The organism is Allosphingosinicella vermicomposti (assembly GCF_003012815.1).
In the GTDB taxonomy this organism is placed as follows: Bacteria; Pseudomonadota; Alphaproteobacteria; order Sphingomonadales; family Sphingomonadaceae; genus Allosphingosinicella; species Allosphingosinicella vermicomposti.
Genome location: NZ_PXYJ01000002.1, coordinates 333,632 through 352,595 on the forward strand (window position 1 = coordinate 333,632; position 18,964 = coordinate 352,595).

At 61.8% G+C, this 18,964-nt stretch carries 17 protein-coding genes; 2 read left to right on the forward strand and 15 right to left on the reverse strand.

Features of this window, described 5'->3' with window-relative positions:
- Nucleotides 1–32: 32 nt before the first annotated feature.
- The 12 genes from C7I56_RS07530 to C7I56_RS07585 all read right to left on the reverse strand — a co-directional run bounded on the left by C7I56_RS07530 (nucleotide 33) and on the right by C7I56_RS07585 (nucleotide 12,578).
- Complete coding sequence (locus C7I56_RS07530) at nucleotides 33–503, reverse strand: Rid family hydrolase (protein ID WP_106639970.1); 471 nt, start codon at nucleotides 501–503, stop codon at nucleotides 33–35.
- 9 nt (nucleotides 504–512) lie between these two features.
- Nucleotides 513–1,283 carry a 3'(2'),5'-bisphosphate nucleotidase CysQ gene (gene cysQ / locus C7I56_RS07535; protein WP_106639972.1) on the reverse strand — a complete coding sequence of 257 codons (771 nt, stop codon included), beginning with the start codon at nucleotides 1,281–1,283 and terminating at the stop codon, nucleotides 513–515.
- 130 nt (nucleotides 1,284–1,413) lie between these two features.
- A complete protein-coding gene (fghA, locus tag C7I56_RS07540) occupies nucleotides 1,414–2,250 on the reverse strand; it encodes an S-formylglutathione hydrolase (RefSeq protein WP_199792370.1) in 837 nt (278 codons plus the stop codon).
- Nucleotides 2,251–2,375: 125 nt separating this feature from the next.
- Complete coding sequence (purU, locus tag C7I56_RS07545) at nucleotides 2,376–3,242, reverse strand: formyltetrahydrofolate deformylase (RefSeq protein ID WP_106639976.1); 867 nt, start codon at nucleotides 3,240–3,242, stop codon at nucleotides 2,376–2,378.
- Nucleotides 3,243–3,247: 5 nt separating this feature from the next.
- Nucleotides 3,248–4,360: an S-(hydroxymethyl)glutathione dehydrogenase/class III alcohol dehydrogenase gene (locus C7I56_RS07550; RefSeq protein WP_106639978.1), complete on the reverse strand. Its 1,113-nt coding sequence runs from the start codon at nucleotides 4,358–4,360 to the stop codon at nucleotides 3,248–3,250.
- Between the two features lie 185 nt (nucleotides 4,361–4,545).
- Complete coding sequence (locus tag C7I56_RS07555) at nucleotides 4,546–6,117, reverse strand: phytoene desaturase family protein (RefSeq protein ID WP_106639980.1); 1,572 nt, start codon at nucleotides 6,115–6,117, stop codon at nucleotides 4,546–4,548.
- A gap of 97 nt (nucleotides 6,118–6,214) precedes the next feature.
- Nucleotides 6,215–7,507, reverse strand: a complete 1,293-nt coding sequence (hmgA, locus tag C7I56_RS07560; protein ID WP_106639981.1) for a homogentisate 1,2-dioxygenase — start codon at nucleotides 7,505–7,507, stop codon at nucleotides 6,215–6,217.
- Between the two features lie 124 nt (nucleotides 7,508–7,631).
- Complete coding sequence (gene gorA, locus C7I56_RS07565; RefSeq protein ID WP_106639982.1) at nucleotides 7,632–8,978, reverse strand: glutathione-disulfide reductase; 1,347 nt, start codon at nucleotides 8,976–8,978, stop codon at nucleotides 7,632–7,634.
- An 84-nt stretch (nucleotides 8,979–9,062) separates the two neighbouring features.
- Nucleotides 9,063–10,562 (reverse strand): glucose-6-phosphate isomerase, encoded by a 1,500-nt coding sequence (pgi, locus tag C7I56_RS07570; protein WP_106640205.1) that lies wholly within the window; start codon nucleotides 10,560–10,562, stop codon nucleotides 9,063–9,065.
- 61 nt (nucleotides 10,563–10,623) lie between these two features.
- Nucleotides 10,624–11,196, reverse strand: coding sequence for a hypothetical protein (locus C7I56_RS07575; protein ID WP_106639983.1), 573 nt, complete (start codon nucleotides 11,194–11,196; stop codon nucleotides 10,624–10,626).
- A 39-nt stretch (nucleotides 11,197–11,235) separates the two neighbouring features.
- Nucleotides 11,236–11,871, reverse strand: a complete 636-nt coding sequence (locus C7I56_RS07580; protein ID WP_106639984.1) for a 3-oxoacid CoA-transferase subunit B — start codon at nucleotides 11,869–11,871, stop codon at nucleotides 11,236–11,238.
- Nucleotides 11,871–12,578, reverse strand: a complete 708-nt coding sequence (locus tag C7I56_RS07585) for a CoA transferase subunit A (RefSeq protein WP_106639985.1) — start codon at nucleotides 12,576–12,578, stop codon at nucleotides 11,871–11,873. The genes C7I56_RS07580 and C7I56_RS07585 overlap by 1 nt, the downstream gene beginning before the upstream one ends.
- A gap of 202 nt (nucleotides 12,579–12,780) precedes the next feature.
- Between C7I56_RS07585 and C7I56_RS07590 the strand changes: the two genes are divergently transcribed.
- Nucleotides 12,781–13,905 carry a sensor histidine kinase gene (locus C7I56_RS07590; RefSeq protein ID WP_106639986.1) on the forward strand — a complete coding sequence of 375 codons (1,125 nt, stop codon included), beginning with the start codon at nucleotides 12,781–12,783 and terminating at the stop codon, nucleotides 13,903–13,905.
- A 38-nt stretch (nucleotides 13,906–13,943) separates the two neighbouring features.
- Here C7I56_RS07590 and C7I56_RS07595 read toward each other — a convergent pair whose 3' ends face one another.
- Complete coding sequence (locus tag C7I56_RS07595; protein ID WP_106639987.1) at nucleotides 13,944–14,246, reverse strand: SCP2 sterol-binding domain-containing protein; 303 nt, start codon at nucleotides 14,244–14,246, stop codon at nucleotides 13,944–13,946.
- Nucleotides 14,247–14,406: 160 nt separating this feature from the next.
- On the opposite strand from C7I56_RS07595, the gene C7I56_RS07600 reads away from it, so the two are divergent.
- A complete protein-coding gene (locus tag C7I56_RS07600; protein ID WP_106639988.1) occupies nucleotides 14,407–16,074 on the forward strand; it encodes a thiamine pyrophosphate-binding protein in 1,668 nt (555 codons plus the stop codon).
- Between the two features lie 624 nt (nucleotides 16,075–16,698).
- On the opposite strand, the gene C7I56_RS07615 is transcribed toward C7I56_RS07600, so the two are convergent.
- On the reverse strand, nucleotides 16,699–16,869 hold the full coding sequence (locus C7I56_RS07615) for a CsbD family protein (protein WP_106639989.1): 171 nt from the start codon (nucleotides 16,867–16,869) through the stop codon (nucleotides 16,699–16,701).
- 77 nt (nucleotides 16,870–16,946) lie between these two features.
- Nucleotides 16,947–18,944, reverse strand: coding sequence for a protein-L-isoaspartate(D-aspartate) O-methyltransferase (locus C7I56_RS07620; RefSeq protein WP_245409629.1), 1,998 nt, complete (start codon nucleotides 18,942–18,944; stop codon nucleotides 16,947–16,949).
- Nucleotides 18,945–18,964: the final 20 nt, after the last annotated feature.

Sequence of the window (18,964 nt, forward strand, 5' to 3'; positions counted from 1 at the left end):
CATTGGCAGCGACTATGCCGTCCGCCGCGTGACTATTTCGCCGCAGGCTTGCGCGCCACGATCTTGATTTCAGTCAGCGCATTGTCGGGTAGCAGCCGATCGACATCGATCGCGGTCCAAGCGGGATAAGGCGATTTCAGATATTTCTTCTGCACCTTGGACAAGGCGCCGATCTCTGCCTTCACGTCCACGTGAAAAGAGTTGATGTCGACGATGTCGTCATAGCTGGCGCCAGCCCGGTTCAAGATCTCACCGATCAACTTGTAGGCGCTGTCATATGATTTTTCGAGATCGCGGCCCGGGCTGCCAGCCACGATGCCCGACAGGAAGATGAGATCGCCCGCGATCACCGCGTCGGAAAATCCATATTCGTCCTGGAATTGTCGCGTGTCCGGATCGTTGGACATCAACGCCGTCTCGTCTGTGCGCGTTTGAGCCGATGCACCGGCGCTCCCCGCAAGCGCCGTGCCGAGCGCCAAAGCCTTCAATATCGTCTTCGTCATGTTTTCCCCTTAAACTCCCCATGCGACGAAATTCGAATTGAGGAATCCCGCCTCCACCTTCCCATAACGGAGCGGCCCGCCCTCGCAATCGCCGTCGAGCACGACGACGCGGCCTCCCGCCGCCTCAAGCACCGCCTGGCCCGCCGCCGTATCCCATTCCATCGTCGGTCCATGGCGCGGATAGACATCCGCCGCGCCTTCCGCGATCAGGCAGAATTTGAGCGAGGATCCCGACGGCAGGAGTTCCGTAATGCCATGCGCCGCGAGCCAGCATTCTGTTTCCTGCTTGGGGTGGTTGCGGCTGCCGATCGCGACGAGGCCCTCAGCCGGAGGCTTGCGGGTGCGAATGGGCTGCAGAGCCGAACCCTCGCGCTGGCGGAACGCTCCCTCACCCTTTGCCCCATAGAATAAAGCGTGACTGTCAGGCGCGTAGACAACCCCTGCGACCGGCGCGCCATCATCGATCAGGGCAATGTTGACCGTAAACTCCCCATTGCGTTGGACGAAGCCCTTGGTGCCATCCAGGGGATCGACACAGAAGAAGCGGCTGCCGAGCACCGGGATGCGGCCCGCGCAGGCCTCCTCCTCCGCCAGGATAGGGATATCGGGATAAGCGGCTGCAAGGCGCGCGAGAATGATCGCCTCGGCCTTCCGGTCCGCCTCGGTAACGGGGGAGCCGTCCTCCTTGATCTCCGCCGCGCAACCCGCGCCGTAAATCGCCTCGATCTCCGCGCCCGCCTCGAGCGCCGTCTGGACGAGAAGGTTGAGGAGGTCACTCATGCCCTTTCCCCAGCCCCGTGGTCACCCTGAACTCGTTTCAGGGTCCATCTGTCCACCTGTCCAGATGTCTCCGGCATGGATACTGAAAAAAGTCCAGCATGACGGCACAGGGAGAGAAAGCAGGCCGCTCTCACCCGATCAGCCTTTCCCTATGCCAGCGCAGATGATCCTCCATGAAGGTGGAGATGAAATAATAGCTGTGGTCATAACCTTCCTGCATCCGGAGGGTGAGCGCGATCCCCGCGTCGCGGCAAGCGGTCTCCAGCAAATGCGGCTTAAGCTGATCGGAGAGGAAGGTGTCGGCATCGCCCTGATCGACAAGCAAAGCTGGCACACGCGCTCCATCCTCGATCAGCGCCACCGCATCGTGACGCCGCCAGATCGCGCGATCATCCCCAAGATAGCGGCCCAGCGCCTTCTCGCCCCACGGCACCTGCCCCGGCGCGACGATCGGCGCGAAGGCCGAGACGCTTTTGAAACGATCCGGATTGCGAAGGCCGATGGTGAGCGCACCATGGCCGCCCATGGAGTGGCCGGTAATGCCCTGCCGCGCCATATCCGCCGGGAAGTTCGCCGCGATCAGTGCCGGAAGCTCGTCCACGATGTAGGAATACATCCGGTAATTAGCGGCAAAGGGTTCTTCCGTCGCATCGACATAGAAGCCTGCGCCCTGGCCGAAATCATAGGCTTCGTCGTCCGGAACCTCCGCGCCGCGCGGAGATGTATCGGGCGCAACGAAGATTAGGCCAAGTTCGGCGCAGGCGCGGCGATATTCGCCCTTCTCCGTCACGTTTGCATGAGTGCAGGTAAGGCCCGAAAGATACCAGACGATGGGGCACTTCGCCCCCCCGACGGCCTGTGGCGGGAGAAAGACGCTGAACGTCATGTCCGTGCCCGTCGCGCGGCTCGTATGCCGGTACACGCTTTGGGTGCCGCCATGGGCCTTGTTGGTGCAGAGAGTATCCAAAGTCACATCACACCTCCGCTAGCCCTGAGCCTGTCGAAGGGCGTGAGCATGTGCCGGACCGGACTTCGACAAGCCCAGCCCTAGCGAGTGGGTCGAAGGATCACAACGTCCCGCACGCGCGCGCCTCACCGGAAGATCACCGTCTTGCCGCCATTCATCAAAATGCGCCGCTCCGCCGCCCAGCCGACGGCGCGGGCCAGCACCTGCGCTTCGACGTCGCGACCGATGCGGACGAGATCCTCGACGCTCGCTCGGTGATCGACGCGCTCCACCGCCTGTTCGATGATCGGTCCTTCGTCCAAATCGGCGGTGACATAATGGGCGGTGGCACCGATCAGCTTCACGCCGCGATCATGGGCCCGGTGATAAGGCCGCGCGCCCTTGAACCCCGGCAGGAAGCTATGGTGGATGTTGATGCACCGCCCCTCCAGCCGCGCCGCAAGGTTGGAAGAGAGGACTTGCATGTAGCGGGCAAGAACGAGCAATTCCGCGCCGGTGCCATCCATCACGTCGAGGATTGCGGCCTCCTGCGCCTCGCGATTGTCTGCTCCCACAGGGAGGTGATGGAACGACAATCCATGCCATTCGGTCAGGGCACGGCAGTTTTCGTGATTGGACACCACCGCCACGATGTCGATCGGCAGGCTGCCCGTCGACCAGCGGTGGAGCAGATCGTTGAGGCAATGGCTGGCCTTTGACACCGCGATCACGGTCTTCAGTCGGTCGACCGCCGACACCATTGTCCAGTCAAATCCCGACTGCTCCGCGACCGGCGCGAAGACCTCCTTCAACTCGCCAAGCCCGTCCGGAAAGCGCGGGCCAGCGCCCCGAAACGCGACGCGCATGAAGAAGCGCCCGGTTTCCGTGTCGGCATATTGCTGACTGTCGAGAATGAAACCGTCGCGTTCCGCCAGGAAGCCGCTGACCGCCGCGACGATCCCCGTCCGGTCCTCCGCGGTGAAGGTGAGAATATAGGGATCGGCGGCGGCCATCGGACTTAGTAGACCACGACGCTGCGGATGCTCTCGCCCTGGTGCATCAGATCGAACGCCTTGTTGATGTCGTCGAGCGGCATCGTGTGGGTGATGAGCGGGTCGATGGAAATTTTGCCGTCCATATACCAATCGACGATCTTCGGAACATCCGTCCGCCCGCGCGCGCCGCCAAAGGCCGATCCTTTCCAGACGCGGCCGGTGACGAGTTGGAAAGGTCGCGTGGAGATTTCCCGGCCCGCCTCGGCAACGCCGATGATGACGCTTTCTCCCCAGCCGCGGTGGCAGCATTCGAGCGCCTGACGCATCACGTCCGTATTGCCGGTGCAGTCAAAGCTATAGTCCGCGCCGCCGTCGGTCACATCGAGGATCGCCTGCACGACCTTATCGTTGCCGACATCGCGCGGATTGATGAAATGGGTCATGCCGAAGGTTTCGGCCATGGCACGCTTCGAAGGATTGATGTCGACGCCGATAATCTTGTCCGCGCCGACCAGTTTCGCGCCCTGAATGACGTTGAGGCCGATCCCGCCAAGGCCGAACACGACGACGTTGGCGCCCGGCTCCACGCCTGCCGTCCAGATCACCGCGCCGACGCCGGTGGTTACACCGCAGCCGATATAGCAAATCTTGTCGAACGGAGCGTCGGGGCGAACCTTCGCCACCGCAATCTCCGGCATTACGGTGAAGTTCGAGAAAGTCGAGCAGCCCATATAGTGATAGATGGTCTCGTTCCCGAGGCGGAAGCGGCTCGTCCCGTCCGGCATCAGCCCGCGTCCCTGCGTCGCACGGATCGAGGTGCAGAGGTTGGTCTTCTGGGAAAGGCACGACTTACACTGGCGACATTCAGGCGTGTAGAGCGGGATGACGTGATCGCCGACCTTTACCGACGCGACGCCCGGCCCGACTTCGCGCACGATCCCAGCGCCTTCATGGCCAAGGATCGAGGGGAAGATGCCCTCACTGTCCTTGCCTTCCAACGTATAGGCGTCGGTATGGCAGATGCCCGTCGCCATAATCTCAACCAACACCTCACCTGCCTTCGGTCCTTCAAGGTCGACCTCGTGGATTTCGAGCGGCTTGTTCGGGGCAACGGCAATAGCGGCGCGGGTTTTCATGTCATTCTCCAGTGTTCCTGCGCTTATGGCTCAAGCGCGTTTAGAGGCGCAACCTCTCCGCTTTCCGTTCGTCCTGAGTAGCCGTTGAGCTTGTCGAAACGGCGTATCACAGGGGCCCGCGCGAAACGCTTCGATACGGACGTTCGCCGAGCTCAGTCCCTACTCAGCACGAACGGGTTTTTGGATCAGCGCAACCGCGTCCAGTCTTTCAGCACCGCCTGCGCCGCATTGTGCCCCGGCGCCCCAGTCACACCACCGCCCGGATGCGCGCCCGAACCGCAGAGATAGAGGCCGGGGAGCGGCATCCGATAATCGGCATGGCCAAGCATCGGGCGGGCTGAAAAAAGCTGATCGAGGCCCATCTTGCCGTGAAAAATATCCCCGCCGATCAGGTTGAACCGCCGTTCCAGATCCAGCGGAGACAAGGCCAACCGCCCGACGACGGAAGCCTTGAAACCCGGTGCATAGTCGTCGACCGTGTCGATGATGTGGTCCGCGACCTCTTCTCGGCGCGCCTCCCAGCCGCCGGGCACTTTGTAAGGAAAGTGCTGGCAGAAGAGGCTCGCCACATGCTTCCCCTCCGGCGCAAGGCTGTCGTCCAGCGTCGAGGGGATCAACATCTCGATAATCGGCTGTTTCGACCAGCCATCCCGCTTCGCATCGATGAAAGCGCGGTCCATATATTCCAGCGAGGGCGCCATGATGATCCCGGCGGTGAGATGATCGCCAGGTTCTAGCAGGCTGGTGAAGCGCGGCAGTTCGGAAAGCGCGACGTTCATCCGGAATGTCGCCGACTCGCTTGCCCAACCTGACATGCGGCGCCCAATCTCCGGAGCGACGGCGCCTGCGGGCACGAGCTTCTCAAAAAGCAATTTGGGATGCACGCCCGCCACGAGCGCCTTGGCGCGATAGGCCTTCCCTCCCGCGACCGCGCCGATAGCCCTTCCCTGTTCCACGATGATCTCGTCAACGGCCATGTCGAGAACGATTTCGACGCCCTTTTCCTCCGCCGCCTTCGCCATAGCCTGCGTGATCGCGCCCATGCCTCCAATCGCATGGCCCCAGGCTCCTGGCACGCCCGCCGCCTCGCCGAACAGATGGTGGAGCAGGACATAGGCTGAGCCGGGCGTGTCAGGGCTGGCATAATTGCCGACGACCGCGTCGAAGCCGAACAGGGCTTTGACGATGTCCGTCTCGAAAAACCGATTGAGGATATCGCTCGCACTCTTGGTGAAGAAATCGAAGAGGTGGCGTTGATCCTCAAGGCCCATGCCGCGCACGCCGTTGCCGAGCTTGAGAAGCGCGAGGATATCGGCCAGCCCGCCTCCGACATTGGGCGGCGCGCGGAGCAGCCAGTCCTGCAGGATGCGGACCACCTTTTCGAGCGAGGCGGAATAAGCGTCATAAGCGATCGCGTCCTTTTCCGAATGACGCGCGATCTCGCGCCGGGTCAGGCCGTCCCGGCCTGCGAGCAGATAGTCTTTGCCGAAGGTCGGCAGGAAATTGTCGACCTTCCGGAGCACCACCTTCAGGCCGTGGTCGTAAAGCCGCATGTCGCGGATGACCTTGGGGTTGAGGAGGCTTACCGTGTAGCTCGCCGTCGAGTTGCGGTAGCCGGGTGCGAACTCCTCGGTCACTGCCGCGCCCCCCACGACGTGGCGCCGCTCAAGCATCGTGACCTTCAGCCCCTTCGACGCGAGATAATAAGCGCAGACGAGGGCGTTATGCCCCGCGCCGATGATGAGGATGTCGGTCATTTACCTCGCCGCCCCATCACCGTTCGTGTCGAGCGAAGTCGAGGCACGTGGGATCTCGCAGACACTTCTCGACTTCGCTCGAAGCGAACGGGGTGGGTCAAGGAAGCTGCGCCTTCGGAAAGCCGCCCCAGGCTTCATCATAGTCGCCCTGCAGCTTGTCCGTTTCCAGCGCGAAGCGGGTTGGGACGTAGGGCCAGCAACTTTCAACCATGAAGGCCATAGTGCCCTCAATCTTGTGCGGCTTCAGTTCCGCCTCGCTCGCGCCCTTCCAACTCGCGACGTCAGGGCCGTGGCCAGCCATCAGATTGTGCAGGCTCATCGCACCGGGCGCGAAGCCGTCGGCCTTGGCGTCATAGGCGCCGTGGATCAGGCCCATGCACTCGCTCATGACGTTGCGGTGGAACCATGGCGGGCGGAACGTGTCTTCGGCCACCATCCAGCGCGGCGGGAAGATGACGAAATCGGCATTCGCCCGGCCCGGCGTTTCCGATGGGCTGGTCAGCACCGTGAAGATCGACGGATCGGGGTGATCGTAGCTCACCGTGCCGATCGTGTTGAATTTCGACAGATCATATTTCCACGGCGCAAGGTTGCCATGCCAGGCGACCACGTCGAGCGGGCTATGATCGAGCGTCGTCGTCCACAGGCTGCCCATATATTTCTGGATCAGCTCGACCTCGCCCTCCGCATCCTCATATTGCGCATGCGGCGTCTGGAAATCGCGGGGATTGGCAAGGCCGTTGGAGCCGATCGGGCCAAGGTCGGGCAAGCGAAACAGGGCGCCATGATTTTCCGCCACATATCCCCGCGCCTTCCCATCCGGCAGCGCGGCCCGGAATCGAACGCCGCGCGGCACCAATGCGATCTCGCCCGGCGCGATGTCGATGCGGCCCATTTCGGTATAGAGCGTCAGCCGCCCCTGCTCAGGGATGAAGAGCATTTCGCCATCGGCATTGAAGAAGCAGCGATGCTGCATGTCCTTGTTCGCGGCATAGATATGCACCGCGACGCCGGTCAGATCGGCCGGATCGCGATTGGCCATCATGGTCGTCATGCCATCGATGAGGTCGGTCGGCTCCGAGGGCACATCGATCGGATTCCAGCGCAGGCGGTTTGGCGCAACCGGCTCCTTTACGATGCCGGGCGCAAAAAGCTTAGCGCCTTCATAGCGGCGATAGGGCGGATGCTCGGCGCTTGGCCGCATCCGGTAGAGCCAGGAGCGGCGGTTCTCGTGACGCGGCGCGGTGAAGGCGGTGCCGGAGAGCTGTTCGGCATAAAGCCCAAAGGCGGGCCTCTGCGGCGAGTTGCGGCCTTCGGGAAGGGCGCCGGGAACGGCCTCCGTCGCGAAATGGCTGCCGAAGCCGCCGGATTGATAGCCTTCCTGGCTCATGCCTTCTCTCCAAGACCGTTCGGACTAAGCTTGTCGAAGCCCTGTTTTCCTTTCCCCTCCCTAAGGGGAAAGGCAGTCCTTCGACAAGCTCAGGACGAACGGGGTGCGCGGAGAGATTGGCGCCTTATTTCATCAACACCAATTCTTCCGCCATGCTCGGATGAAGGGCGACCACTTCGTCAAACTGGCTCTTCTTCAATTTGGCTTTCACCGCGATGGCAGCGGCCTGCAAAATCTCGGGCGCATCCGGGCCGATCATGTGGATGCCGACCACCACGTCCGTGTCGCCGTTCACCACCAATTTGTAGAGCGCCCGCTCGTTGCGCCCGGCCAGGACATTCTTCATCGGGCGGAAATCGGACGTGAAGATCTTCACCGACCCGAGCGTATTGCGCGCCTCGCTTTCGGTGAGGCCGACGCCCGCGAGCGGGGGGTGACTGAACACGGCGGACGGGATGCAGCTATAGTCGACCTTTGTCGGCTTGTTGCCGAAGAAGGTGTCGGCGAATGCCTGTCCCTCGCGGATCGCGATCGGCGTCAATTGCACCCGGTTCGTCACGTCGCCCACCGCAAAGATGGACGGGCAGGTCGTGCGGTTCACGTCGTCCACGACCACGGCGCCGTTCTTGTCGACTTCGACGCCCGCTTTTTCCAGCCCAAGACCCTTGGTGTGCGGGGCCCGACCGGTGGCAAAGAGCAGCGTGTCCGCCTCGATCGGATCGTGACTGGACATGTGGATGCGCAAGCGCCCATCCTCCATCTTCTCAATCTTCGTGAATTCGTTGTGGAAGAGGAATTCGATCCCGTTCATCGTCGAGATCTGGAGCAGGCGGTCGCGGATCTGCGCGTCATATTGACGCAATATCTTGTCGCTGCGATTGACGAGCGTCACCTTGCTTCCGAACTCGTGGAAGATGCCGGCAAATTCGTTGGCGATATAGCCGCCGCCCGCGATCACGATCCGCTCGGGTATCTTGTCGAGGCCGAACACCTCGTTCGACGTGATGCCATGTTCGCAGCCCTCGATCGGCGGGATGGCCGGCCAGGCGCCGGTCGCGATCAGGATCTTGCTCGCGCTGATCATGCGGCCGCTCGCCAGCCTGACTTCATTGGGGCCGCTAATGGTGGCGCGTTCGTGGAAGATTTCGACCTGGTTGCTTTCCAGCGTCTGTGTGTAGAGCCCCTCGATCCGGCTGACGTCGGCGGCGACATTGTCGCGCAGCACCGGCCAGTCGAACTTGCACTCTTTGATATGCCAGCCAAAGCGTGCGGCATCCATCACGTCCTCGGCAAAGTGGGCGCCATAGACGAGCATTTTCTTGGGGACGCAGCCCCGGATGACGCAGGTGCCGCCGACACGATGCTCTTCGGCCACCGCCACCTTCGCGCCATGCGCCGCCGCGACACGTGAAGCGCGAACACCGCCCGATCCGGCGCCAATGACGAAGAGGTCGTAATCGTACTGGGTCATGGTCGCTCCTTCATCGTCATTGCGAGCGTAGCGAAGCAATCCAGACTTAGGAGGTGGATTGCTTCGCTACGCTCGCAATAACGGTTACTGATTTTCTCCAAACGCCCGTTCGATCAGCGCCTGGGTGGATGGATCGAACTCCAGCCCGCCGCTGTCGATCGCCTTTGCCATTTCCTTGCCAAGCTCCACGCCGAACTGATCGAAGGCATTGATGCCGAGCAGGACGGCATTCACGAACGTCCGCTGCTCGTAAAAGGCGATGAGCGCGCCAAGCGTGCGGGGATCGACGCTGTCGAGCAGGATGGTCGTCGAGGGCCGGTCGCCCGGATAAGACCGCGCCGGATCGTCCGACTGCTTGCCCTCCATCAGCGCCGCCCCTTGTGCGAAACAATTGACCAGCAATTGTCGGTGATGATCGAACTCCAGCCCATGTTCGGGTTCGATCGCGGCGACGAACTCGACGGGCACGAGATGCGTGCCCTGATGAAGAAGCTGAAATACGGCATGTTGCGCGTCGGTGCCGACACCACCCCAGGTGATGAGCGATGTGGCACGGCCGACCGGCTGGCCGCTCACCGTCACGCTTTTCCCATTCGATTCCATTTCCAGCTGCTGGAGATAGGGGGCGAGCAACCGCAGCCGTTCGTCATAGGCGAAGACGGCACGGGTTTGGCAGTCGCGCACATTGGCGTAATAGCGGTCCGCAAAGGCGGCGATTACCGGCGCATTTCCGCGGAGCGGCGCGGTGCGGAAATGGCGGTCCATCGCCGATGCGCCTTCCAGCAGGCTTTCAAAAGCATCCCACCCGAGCGCCAGCGCGGCGGGGAAGCCGATGGACGACCAGAGCGAATAACGCCCCCCGACGCTTTCGGAAAAAGGCAGAATGCGCGTTTCATCGACGCCGAACTCAATGGCCTTTTCGGGATTAGCGGTCAGCGCGACGACCCGCCCGAAGGGGTCGGCGACGCCGTGCTCCTCCAGCCAGGCGAGCGCCGAGCGGGCATTCAGCATCGTCTCGGTCGTCGTGAAGGTCTTCGACGCAATCGCGACAAGGGTGGCCGAGGGGTCGAAACGCCGCAGCGCCTCTTCCAACGCGGCGCCATCGACGTTGGACACGACGGCCACGTCATAGCGGCTCTCATCCCGACCCAGCGCATCGACCAAGAAATCCGGGCCAAGCGCCGAGCCGCCGATGCCGATGTGGAGGATGTGGCGGATCGGCCCGAAGGCGCCCGCCTCGATCGCATCGATCAGGCTCCGCATCCGCGCATGGAGCGCCTGCGCGCGTTCGACGCTTTCCGGCGCGCCGTGACCGCGCTCGGCACTATGCTCGACGGCCCGCCCTTCGGTCACATTCACTTTTTCGCCAGCGAACAGGGCGTCGCGCGCCCGATCAAACTGCATTTCGTCAGCGAGCGCTTCGAACGCCGACAGAACATCCTGCGTGAGATGCGTTTTAGAAAAATCGAAGCGGATACCACCTTCGTCAACCGTGAGCCGAGAAAGGCGATCCGGCTCGGCTGCAAAGAGGTCCGTGAGGCGCGCGGTATTCGCCTGTTCAACCCTTGCCCACGCGTCGCTCATCTCGGCCATCTCCCTTGTCGTTCGCGGCCTATCTAGGGAGCGTGGCGCGGAAAGCCTAGCCTCAGCGCAACTGCGCCTCGAACTCTTCCATACTGCGCACCGGGCGCGGCCAGCGAGCGTAAATGACGCGCCAGCTTACGAAAGAAAAGAACACTGCCAGCCCTGCGGTCAGCAACCACCACATGCCGCCATCCTGCATCGATACCCATAGCATGTAGGCGAAAAGGAAGAGCACCGGCACGCCGATAAGGACCAGGTTGACGATCGCCGTCGTCATGCCCGGCCCGCAATAAAGCCGGTCGAACCCCCGCAATGCGACAATCGCCGCGGCAAAATCGCGCATGGTCGTACGATAATTTCCATGCTGCTCATAAGGCGTCAGCATGGCGGGCTTGGATTCGCCATCGAACCAGATCTTGGTTTCGTAAATGGGTGCGATTTCGCCCTGCAACTCTTGGATGGGACCGATGCGGAACTGGCGCAATTTGTCCACATTGGCGGCGGGGATGATCAATTCTCCGGACTGGCTACCGGCAAGATGCAGCGCGCCGCCTTCGCAACGCACGATGATCTCGTCGCCGATCAGCCCGCGCCGCCGGAAGAAACCGTTCGTCAGACTCTTGAACCGTGCCACTTGACCCCTCCCCATAAGCATAGCGCCCCCGCGCCGCGATCAGGCGGTATAGCGCGCCGTCGTCTTCGCCGCCACCTCATCCGCGCTGACGCCCGGTGCGAGTTCGATGAGCTTGAACGGGCTCTGGTGATCGGGGCGCTGGAAGACGGCCAGGTCAGTGACGATCATGTCGACCACATTCTTGCCGGTAAGCGGCAGGGTGCAGGCCGGAATGAACTTCGGATCGCCGTTCTTCGACACATGTTCCATGACGACGATGATCTTCTTGACGCCCGCGACGAGGTCCATCGCGCCGCCCATGCCCTTGATCATCTTGCCCGGGATCATCCAATTGGCGATGTCGCCGCCTTCGGACACTTCCATCGCGCCAAGGACGGTGAGGTCGATATGACCCCCACGGATCATCGCGAAGCTGTCCGACGAGCTGAAATAGCTCGTCGAGGGAAGCTCGCTGATCGTCTGCTTGCCTGCATTAATGAGGTCGGGATCGACCTGATCCTCATAAGGGAACGGTCCGATGCCGAGCATCCCGTTTTCCGACTGCAGCGTCACTTCCATGCCCGCCGGAATGTTGTTCGCGACGAGCGTCGGAATACCGATGCCGAGGTTCACATAGAAGCCGTCCTGAAGCTCCTGCGCGGCGCGCGCCGCCATCTGGTTGCGATCCCAGGCCATTATGCGCTCTCCCTTTCGCGGGTCATGCGGAATTCGATCTTCTTGTCATAGGGCGCGCCAAGAACCAGGCGCTTCACGTAGATGCTGGGCAAATGGATCGCGTCGGGGTCGAGGGAGCCGATCGGCACGATCTCCTCCACTTCCGCAACGCAGATGCGGCCCGCCGTCGCCATCGGCTGGTTGAAGTTGCGCGCCGTCTTGCGAAAGATGAGGTTGCCCGCTTCGTCCGCTTTCCAGCCCTTGATGATCGACAGGTCGGCGCGGATGCCGCGCTCGAGGATATAATCCTCGCCGTCGAAGGTCTTCACTTCCTTGCCCTCGGCGACGAGCGTGCCGACACCCGTCTTTGTATAAAACCCCGGAATGCCCGCGCCGCCCGCGCGGCAGCGTTCAGCGAGCGTCCCCTGCGGACAGAATTCGACCTCCAGCTCACCCGACAGATATTGTCGCTCGAACTCCTTATTCTCGCCGACATAGGAGGAAATCATCTTCTTGATCTGGCGGGTGCGCAGCAGCTTGCCCAGCCCCTCATTGTCGATCCCGGCATTGTTGGAGGCAATGGTGAGGTCTTTGACGCCCGAAGCCTGAATGGCGTCGATCAGGCGCTCCGGAATGCCGCACAGGCCAAAGCCGCCCGCACAAATGGTCATGCCATCGAACAGCAGGCCGTCCAGCGCCGCGGCGGCGTCGGGATAGATTTTCTTCATGGATCGCTCCCCTATGGATGACAAGGCGATAAGCGGAGCGAGCGCGTCCGGTCAAGCGAACCTGAACAGGGTTTCAACTGTGCTCGTCTACAGCATCCATGGTTTTGTCGACCAATGCTCGACGGGTCGGCGGCAATGATGAAAGATCCTCACCAATCGAATTCGTTCATGCAGGGCGAATATCCGCGAGTGAAATGATCCTATGACGCGCCAACTTCGCCGCTTTCGCTCGCATGCGCCAACACGCTTTGCCATCGTATTGTGGTGCTTCGTCAATTTGTTGTCGGATCTCGTTACGGTGATGATCGGCCGTGGCCCGCCATTCTTGATGTTCCTGTCGTCCATTCCGGTATTTTTGGCGGGCGTGGCCTGTACATTGCTTCTCAACAAATTGCGGAAGGCCCTCGCGAAGAGGCCGGGCATCCAATATTGGCCTGCCATGCTGGTCCTCCTCGCCGGATGCAGCATCGCTGTCGCCTGTATAGATATCTTGCAAACCCGCTGGGTCGCTCTCGCCTTCTATTCTCCGTGGCAGAACTGGGGCCTCGACATGTCGCTTCAGCGTATGTTGACGATCGCTGTCATTTATTTCTGGGTCTTTTCCTTCGCCATGGCTCTATTGTGGGCAGGCAGCGTCAGTGACATGGCACGCTATAATGCGGCGAAGGTTGCGGCCATGGAGGCTGCCGCTCTCCGCGCCGAAGCCACGGCGCTGCGCTTTCAGCTGAACCCGCACTTCCTGTTCAACACATTGAATTCCATCGCCAGCACCATCACTACCGGCTCGCGTCAGGATGCCGAGAATATGGTCGTTCGCCTCGCAAGCTTTCTCCGCGCATCCTTCGCCTCCGATCCGGCAAAGACGATCATGCTGGATGAGGAAATCGCCGCGATGGAGGCCTATCTCGACATCGAGAAGGTGCGATTCGGCGAGCGAATGATCGTGGAAATCGGCATCGACGAGGCGATCGAGGAGGCACTTGTCCCCCACTTCATCCTTCAGCCCCTGGTCGAAAATGCGGTGAAGCATGGCGTGGCCCGCACCTCGTCTCCAATCCGGATTTGTATGTCGGCCGCGCAGAACAGGGACCGGCTGATCTTGCGTGTCACGAACGAAGCGGTGGATAATTCAGTCGCAGGCCCGATGCCGCCGCGCCCCGCGTTGAGCAGCATTGGCCTCGGCCTCGACAATATCCGTCAGCGGCTCGCCTTGTCCTATGACGACGCCGCGCTCCGGACCACGGTGACGCCCAGCGGGTTTATCGCCGAAATCGAGCTTCCCTTGGCCCTGAGCGAGGGCGAACCGCTTTTACACGCGGCAGAATGATCGAAGGCGCCGCGCTGGCGACGCCTTCTGAGAAACGCTTACCCTTTGAGCTTCGCCAGCACACCCTGAAGCTGCATGGCGTTGGACATGTCGCCCTCGACCTTGAGCTTACCCATCATGAAAGCGGTCATGCCGTCGAGCTGACCATTGGCCATTTGCTGCCAATCGTCCCAGCTCACCTTGATCGTAGTGTCCGCGGCGCCGTCGGTTTCGGTCACCTGATTGTTGACGCCGTCGAGCAAGATCGTGCCTTCGCTACCGCCAAAGTCGAGTTTCACGGTCTTGCCCGGAATATAGGCTTGCTTCTCGCCCAGTGCGGCGACGAGTTCGCTCTTGGTCACATATCTCTCCCTTTTTGATGCGGCATCACATCTAGTTTACGTAAACGTCAATCTCAAGTGGCATCACGCCGGTCGGCCTGAGCTTGTCGAAGGCCTGCCCTTCTCTTTAAGGGAGACGAAAGAAGGCGGGGCTCACAGGCTCAGCCCGGATGGAGAAGACATGTCTACCCCCAGCAAACGCACCGGCGGCCGCATCCTGATCGACAATCTTTTGGCACAAGGATGCGACCGCATCTTCTGCGTGCCGGGCGAAAGCTATCTCGCCGCGCTCGACGCGCTCCACGACAGCCCGGAAATCGACCTCGTCGTTTGCCGTCAGGAAGGCGGCGTTGCCTATATGGCCGAGGCCGACGGCAAGATGACCGGCCGGCCCGGCATCGCCTTCGTGACGCGCGGGCCGGGGGCGACCAACGCCTCGGTCGGCGTTCACGTCGCGCATCAGGATTCGACGCCGATGATCCTTTTCATAGGCGATGTCGCGCGCGGCGACCGCGATCGCGAAGGCTTTCAGGAAATCGACTTCGCGACGATGTTCGCGCCGCTCTCCAAATGGGTGGCCCGGATCGAGGATGCCGCCCGCATCCCGGAATATGTCGCCCGTGCCTATGCGACCGCTATGTCCGGCAGGCCCGGCCCGGTGGTGCTCGTCCTTCCCGAAGACATGCTCCGCGACGAGGTGGAGGCCGTGGACCGCCCAAAGGTCTGCCCGCCCGCCCAGGCCTGCGATCCTGTCGCGATGATGACTCTGCTCGACATGCTCAAAAATGCCTGTGCACCCATCGCCATCGTCGGCGGCGCGGGCTGGGATCAGGGCGCGTCCCATTATTTCACCTTATGGGCCGAGCGGATCGGCCTCCCCGTCGCCGCCGCCTTCCGCCGCCAGGATTCGGTGGCGAACAGCTCATCCGTCTACGCGGGGAATCTCGGCTACGGCCCCAACCCCAAGCTCGTCCAGCGGGTGAAGGATGCGGACTTGGTCATCGCCGTGGGCGCCCGTCTCGGCGAAGCGACGACGGACGGCTACACCCTCATCACCCCCGATCATCCCGGCCAGATCCTCGTCCACATCCATCCTGATCCTGAAGAGCTCGGCCGCGTCTATCACGCCGATCTCCCAATCTGCGCCTCCCCGCGCGAATTCGCGGAACTCGCTTCCGATTGGGAGGATGATGTCATTTCCTTCTCAAGCGGGGCGGAGGCGCATCGTGAATGGCTGGACTGGACCAATGCCCAGCCCCGCCCGGAAGCCGCGCTCGATCTCGGCCAAGTCGTCATGCACATGCGTGAGGTGCTTCCCGCCGACAGCTTCATCTGCAACGGCGCGGGCAATTTCTCGGGCTGGTGGCATCGTTATTGGCATTATGCCGCCCTCCCCTGCCAGCTCGCGCCGACCAATGGCTCCATGGGCTATGGCATGCCCGCTGGCGTCGCGGCGGCGCTGCGCTTCCCAGGGCGGCAGGTCTGCGTGGTCGCGGGCGACGGCGACTTCCTGATGAACGGGCAGGAAATGGCCACCGCCATCGCCCACGGCGCGAACATGCTGATCCTGATCGTCGACAATCAAAGCTACGGCACGATCCGCATGCACCAGGAACGCGACTATCCGGAGCGCACGTCCGGCACCAACCTCACCAACCCCGATTTCGCCGCCCTCGCCCGCGCCTACGGCGCCTGGGCTGAAACGGTGGAGAAAACCGAAGACTTCGCCCCAACCCTCGCCCGCGCGCAGGGAGAAAAGGGCGTGAAGCTCCTCCATTTGAAAACAGACGTGGAAATCATCACCAACGCCACGACGATCACAAAATTGCGAGAGAAGGCGCGAAGTTAAGCTCCCTCTCCCATTAGGAGAGGGCTGGGGTGAGGGCGGAGCGCCGGAGAAGAGTTGTGAAAAACGGAACGGCAAATCACTAATGCCCGTTTACGGTCCATTGCGGACCTCAGGAGCGCGTCACAACTGCTTATGAGCCGTATAGACCCCGCCGTACTCGCCGACGCTCCACTCACCCAGGTGGCGAAAGTCACCTTCTATAAGCGTGATGAGATCACGTCTGACCTGATCTGTTGCGAGGTTCAGATGGCTGAGAAGAAATGGACATTCCACGAAGAAATGGACGGGTGGAAACCTCTTGATTGGACACCTGCAGCAGCTTCCGGGGTTCTGCGGCGACTGGTTAGCGGCAGTGTCCCAGCCGCCCTTTGCTGCGAGCGAAACGGTGGCCTTCACCCGGTCATAGGAGCGTCCGCCCTCCGCCCTTAGCCGACATTAATTACCAGGGTTGGACCCAGATGCTCTGCGCCATGAAGGCCTGGATCGAACACGGCATCAACCTGCGCGAGGGCATGTATAAGTAACGATTTGGCCGGGGTTCCGCCTCGCTCCTCCAGCGCGCGCCACGAAAAAGGCGGACTGGAGGCCAGCCCGCCTTTTCCCTCGATAACGGATCGGGGACGATCAGATGTCGTCGCCAAGCACGCCCTTGACCTTGCCCTCGAACTGCTGGGCCTTACCCTTGCCTTCCTGAGCGCGGCCTTCTTCGCGGGTCTCGGGATTGTCGCTCTTCTGCTTCACCTCGCCCACGGCTTCGTTGACATTGCCTTTGATCTTGTCGGTGAGTTCACCCATTCTCTATCTCCTTCATATGCCTCCTGAAACTCGAAGGCATTTGAACGACTAACGGGTGGTAGCCTTCGGGGTTCCGATTACAGCCCGAACGGATAGGTTTCATCCTCGCCCGGCTTCTGCTCGCCGGGTAGCGGCTTCACCGCATTGGTCTCGTCGAACCAGACCCAGCCGTCGAACTGGCGCGGCATGACGGCCTCGCTATAGTGGCTCCAGCGCTCGGTCTCCGGCCGGTAGATGACGCCGATGAAGCGTTGCAGGCGCGGCTCATCCAGCGCAGCCTTCAGCTCCGCGCCAAGGCTGCGTAGGTCGAGCAGGAAACGGCTGACGCCTGCCTTGTGCGACATATCCTCATAACTGCCGTCGAGCGCGGGGCGCACCGTCTTCACCTTCATCGGCGCGTCCCAATCGTCGGCGGCGGCGACCGTGCCGCTATGCGTGCCGAAACCGATCAGCATCGCTTCATCCCCGAATTTCTCCCGGCAGAGCTGGCCGATATTCAGCTCCTCGCGCACCGTTCCCATCTCGGTCGCGGCTGCATTGCCGATATGGCTGTTATGGGCCCAGATGATCGCCTTCGCATCCGGCCCCTTGGCGTCGATCAGCTGGCAGAGCGTTTCGAACATATGCGTATCGCGCAAATTCCAGCTCTCGGCCGCACCATGATACATGACGCGGTAATAGGCTTCCGCATTCTTGACGAGGCGGGCATTGGCGGACGCGTCGAGGAATTCGTCGCCGTCATACAGCCCGACATAGTCGGCGCGGCTCTGCTGCAATTCCCTCAGCATCCGGACAACGTCCTCTTCGCACCGGGCATAACCTTCGGTGATGGCCATGGCGCCGTAAGAGGCGGGGTTCTTGCTGTAGGGTGTGAGGCACCCGTAACGCTCCCGCGCCAAGGTCGCGGCGTCCGGATCGACGTCCTCCAGATAGTCGATCACCGCGCGGATCGATCCATTCATATTGTATAGGTCGAGCCCCCTGAAGCTCACCATGTCATCGAGATCGCGGCCTTCATTATGCACGCGCAACCAGCGGATGAACTCATCGACGTCGGTGTTGCGCCACATCCAGGTGGGGAAACGCTGGAACGCCCGTTCCTCGCCCCGCCGCGCTTGGCGATGCCGGACATAACGGTCGATCGTCGCCGCATCCGGCCAATCCGCCTCCACCGCGACGATGTTGAAGCCGTGCCGCTCGATCAGGCGTTGCGAGATCGCCGCGCGTGCCTTGTAAAATTCCGACGTTCCGTGGCTCGCCTCGCCGAGCAGGATGACCTTCGCGTCGGCATAGCGATCGAACAGTGCAGCGAAATCCGGATGGTCGAAATTGAGCAGGGGTTCGGCGGCGTCCGCGATCATTTGCGGCAAGGTCTTGGGCGCCGTCGCCGCGCGTGGATCCTGCCAGCCATAGGCCCCGATCAAGGGCACGAAGCGCACACCGCCAAGATTTTCCATATCGTAATCATGCTCGCCGGTACGCGTGACCTTCACCAGCGTCTGAACGCTATGCGGCTCGCCGAGCGGCATGACGAGCCGCCCCCCGATCTTGAGCTGACTTCTCAGGATATCGGGCACGCCCGGCCCACTCGCCGCCGCGATGATGGTGTCGAAGGGCGCCTCGGAGGGACAGCCTTCAGTGCCGTCGCCCTCGATGATCTTGACATTGTCATAGTGGAGCCGCCGCATTCGCTCTGCGGCGAGTTCAGCCAGCTCATGGTGCCGCTCGATCGACACGACATGGTCCGCCACCTTCCCCATGACCGCCGCCGCATAGCCGGACCCCGCCCCGATTTCGAGCACCTTGTCGCCGGTCCGCACCCCGGCCGCCTCGATCATCAGGGCAACGATATAAGGCTGGGAAATGGTCTGGTCCGCCTCGATCGGAAGCGGCGAATCCTCATAAGCGTAATCGATCAGATGATGTGGGATAAACTCCTCACGGGGGACGGCGCGCAATGCATCGAGCAGAGGCGCATCGTGAATACCTCGCGCGGCAATTTGCCGCTCGACCATTTCTTCCCGGGCTCTTGCAAGGTCGACCATTTCCGCCTCTACTTGGGAAACTAGCAGCACCCGCAGTCGTTCCAGAGAAA

Excerpts from the sequence above, each read along its gene's own strand:
- C7I56_RS07530 (WP_106639970.1), bottom strand. The coding sequence starts at position 503 with ATGACGAAGACGATATTGAAGGCTTTGGCGCTCGGCACGGCGCTTGCG.
- cysQ (WP_106639972.1), bottom strand. The coding sequence starts at position 1,283 with ATGAGTGACCTCCTCAACCTTCTCGTCCAGACGGCGCTCGAGGCGGGC.
- purU (WP_106639976.1), bottom strand. The coding sequence starts at position 3,242 with ATGGCCGCCGCCGATCCCTATATTCTCACCTTCACCGCGGAGGACCGG.
- C7I56_RS07550 (WP_106639978.1), bottom strand. The coding sequence starts at position 4,360 with ATGAAAACCCGCGCCGCTATTGCCGTTGCCCCGAACAAGCCGCTCGAA.
- C7I56_RS07555 (WP_106639980.1), bottom strand. The coding sequence starts at position 6,117 with ATGACCGACATCCTCATCATCGGCGCGGGGCATAACGCCCTCGTCTGC.
- hmgA (WP_106639981.1), bottom strand. The coding sequence starts at position 7,507 with ATGAGCCAGGAAGGCTATCAATCCGGCGGCTTCGGCAGCCATTTCGCG.
- gorA (WP_106639982.1), bottom strand. The coding sequence starts at position 8,978 with ATGACCCAGTACGATTACGACCTCTTCGTCATTGGCGCCGGATCGGGC.
- pgi (WP_106640205.1), bottom strand. The coding sequence starts at position 10,562 with ATGAGCGACGCGTGGGCAAGGGTTGAACAGGCGAATACCGCGCGCCTC.
- C7I56_RS07580 (WP_106639984.1), bottom strand. The coding sequence starts at position 11,871 with ATGGCCTGGGATCGCAACCAGATGGCGGCGCGCGCCGCGCAGGAGCTT.
- C7I56_RS07585 (WP_106639985.1), bottom strand. The coding sequence starts at position 12,578 with ATGAAGAAAATCTATCCCGACGCCGCCGCGGCGCTGGACGGCCTGCTG.
- C7I56_RS07590 (WP_106639986.1), top strand. The coding sequence starts at position 12,781 with ATGACGCGCCAACTTCGCCGCTTTCGCTCGCATGCGCCAACACGCTTT.
- C7I56_RS07600 (WP_106639988.1), top strand. The coding sequence starts at position 14,407 with ATGTCTACCCCCAGCAAACGCACCGGCGGCCGCATCCTGATCGACAAT.
- C7I56_RS07615 (WP_106639989.1), bottom strand. The coding sequence starts at position 16,869 with ATGGGTGAACTCACCGACAAGATCAAAGGCAATGTCAACGAAGCCGTG.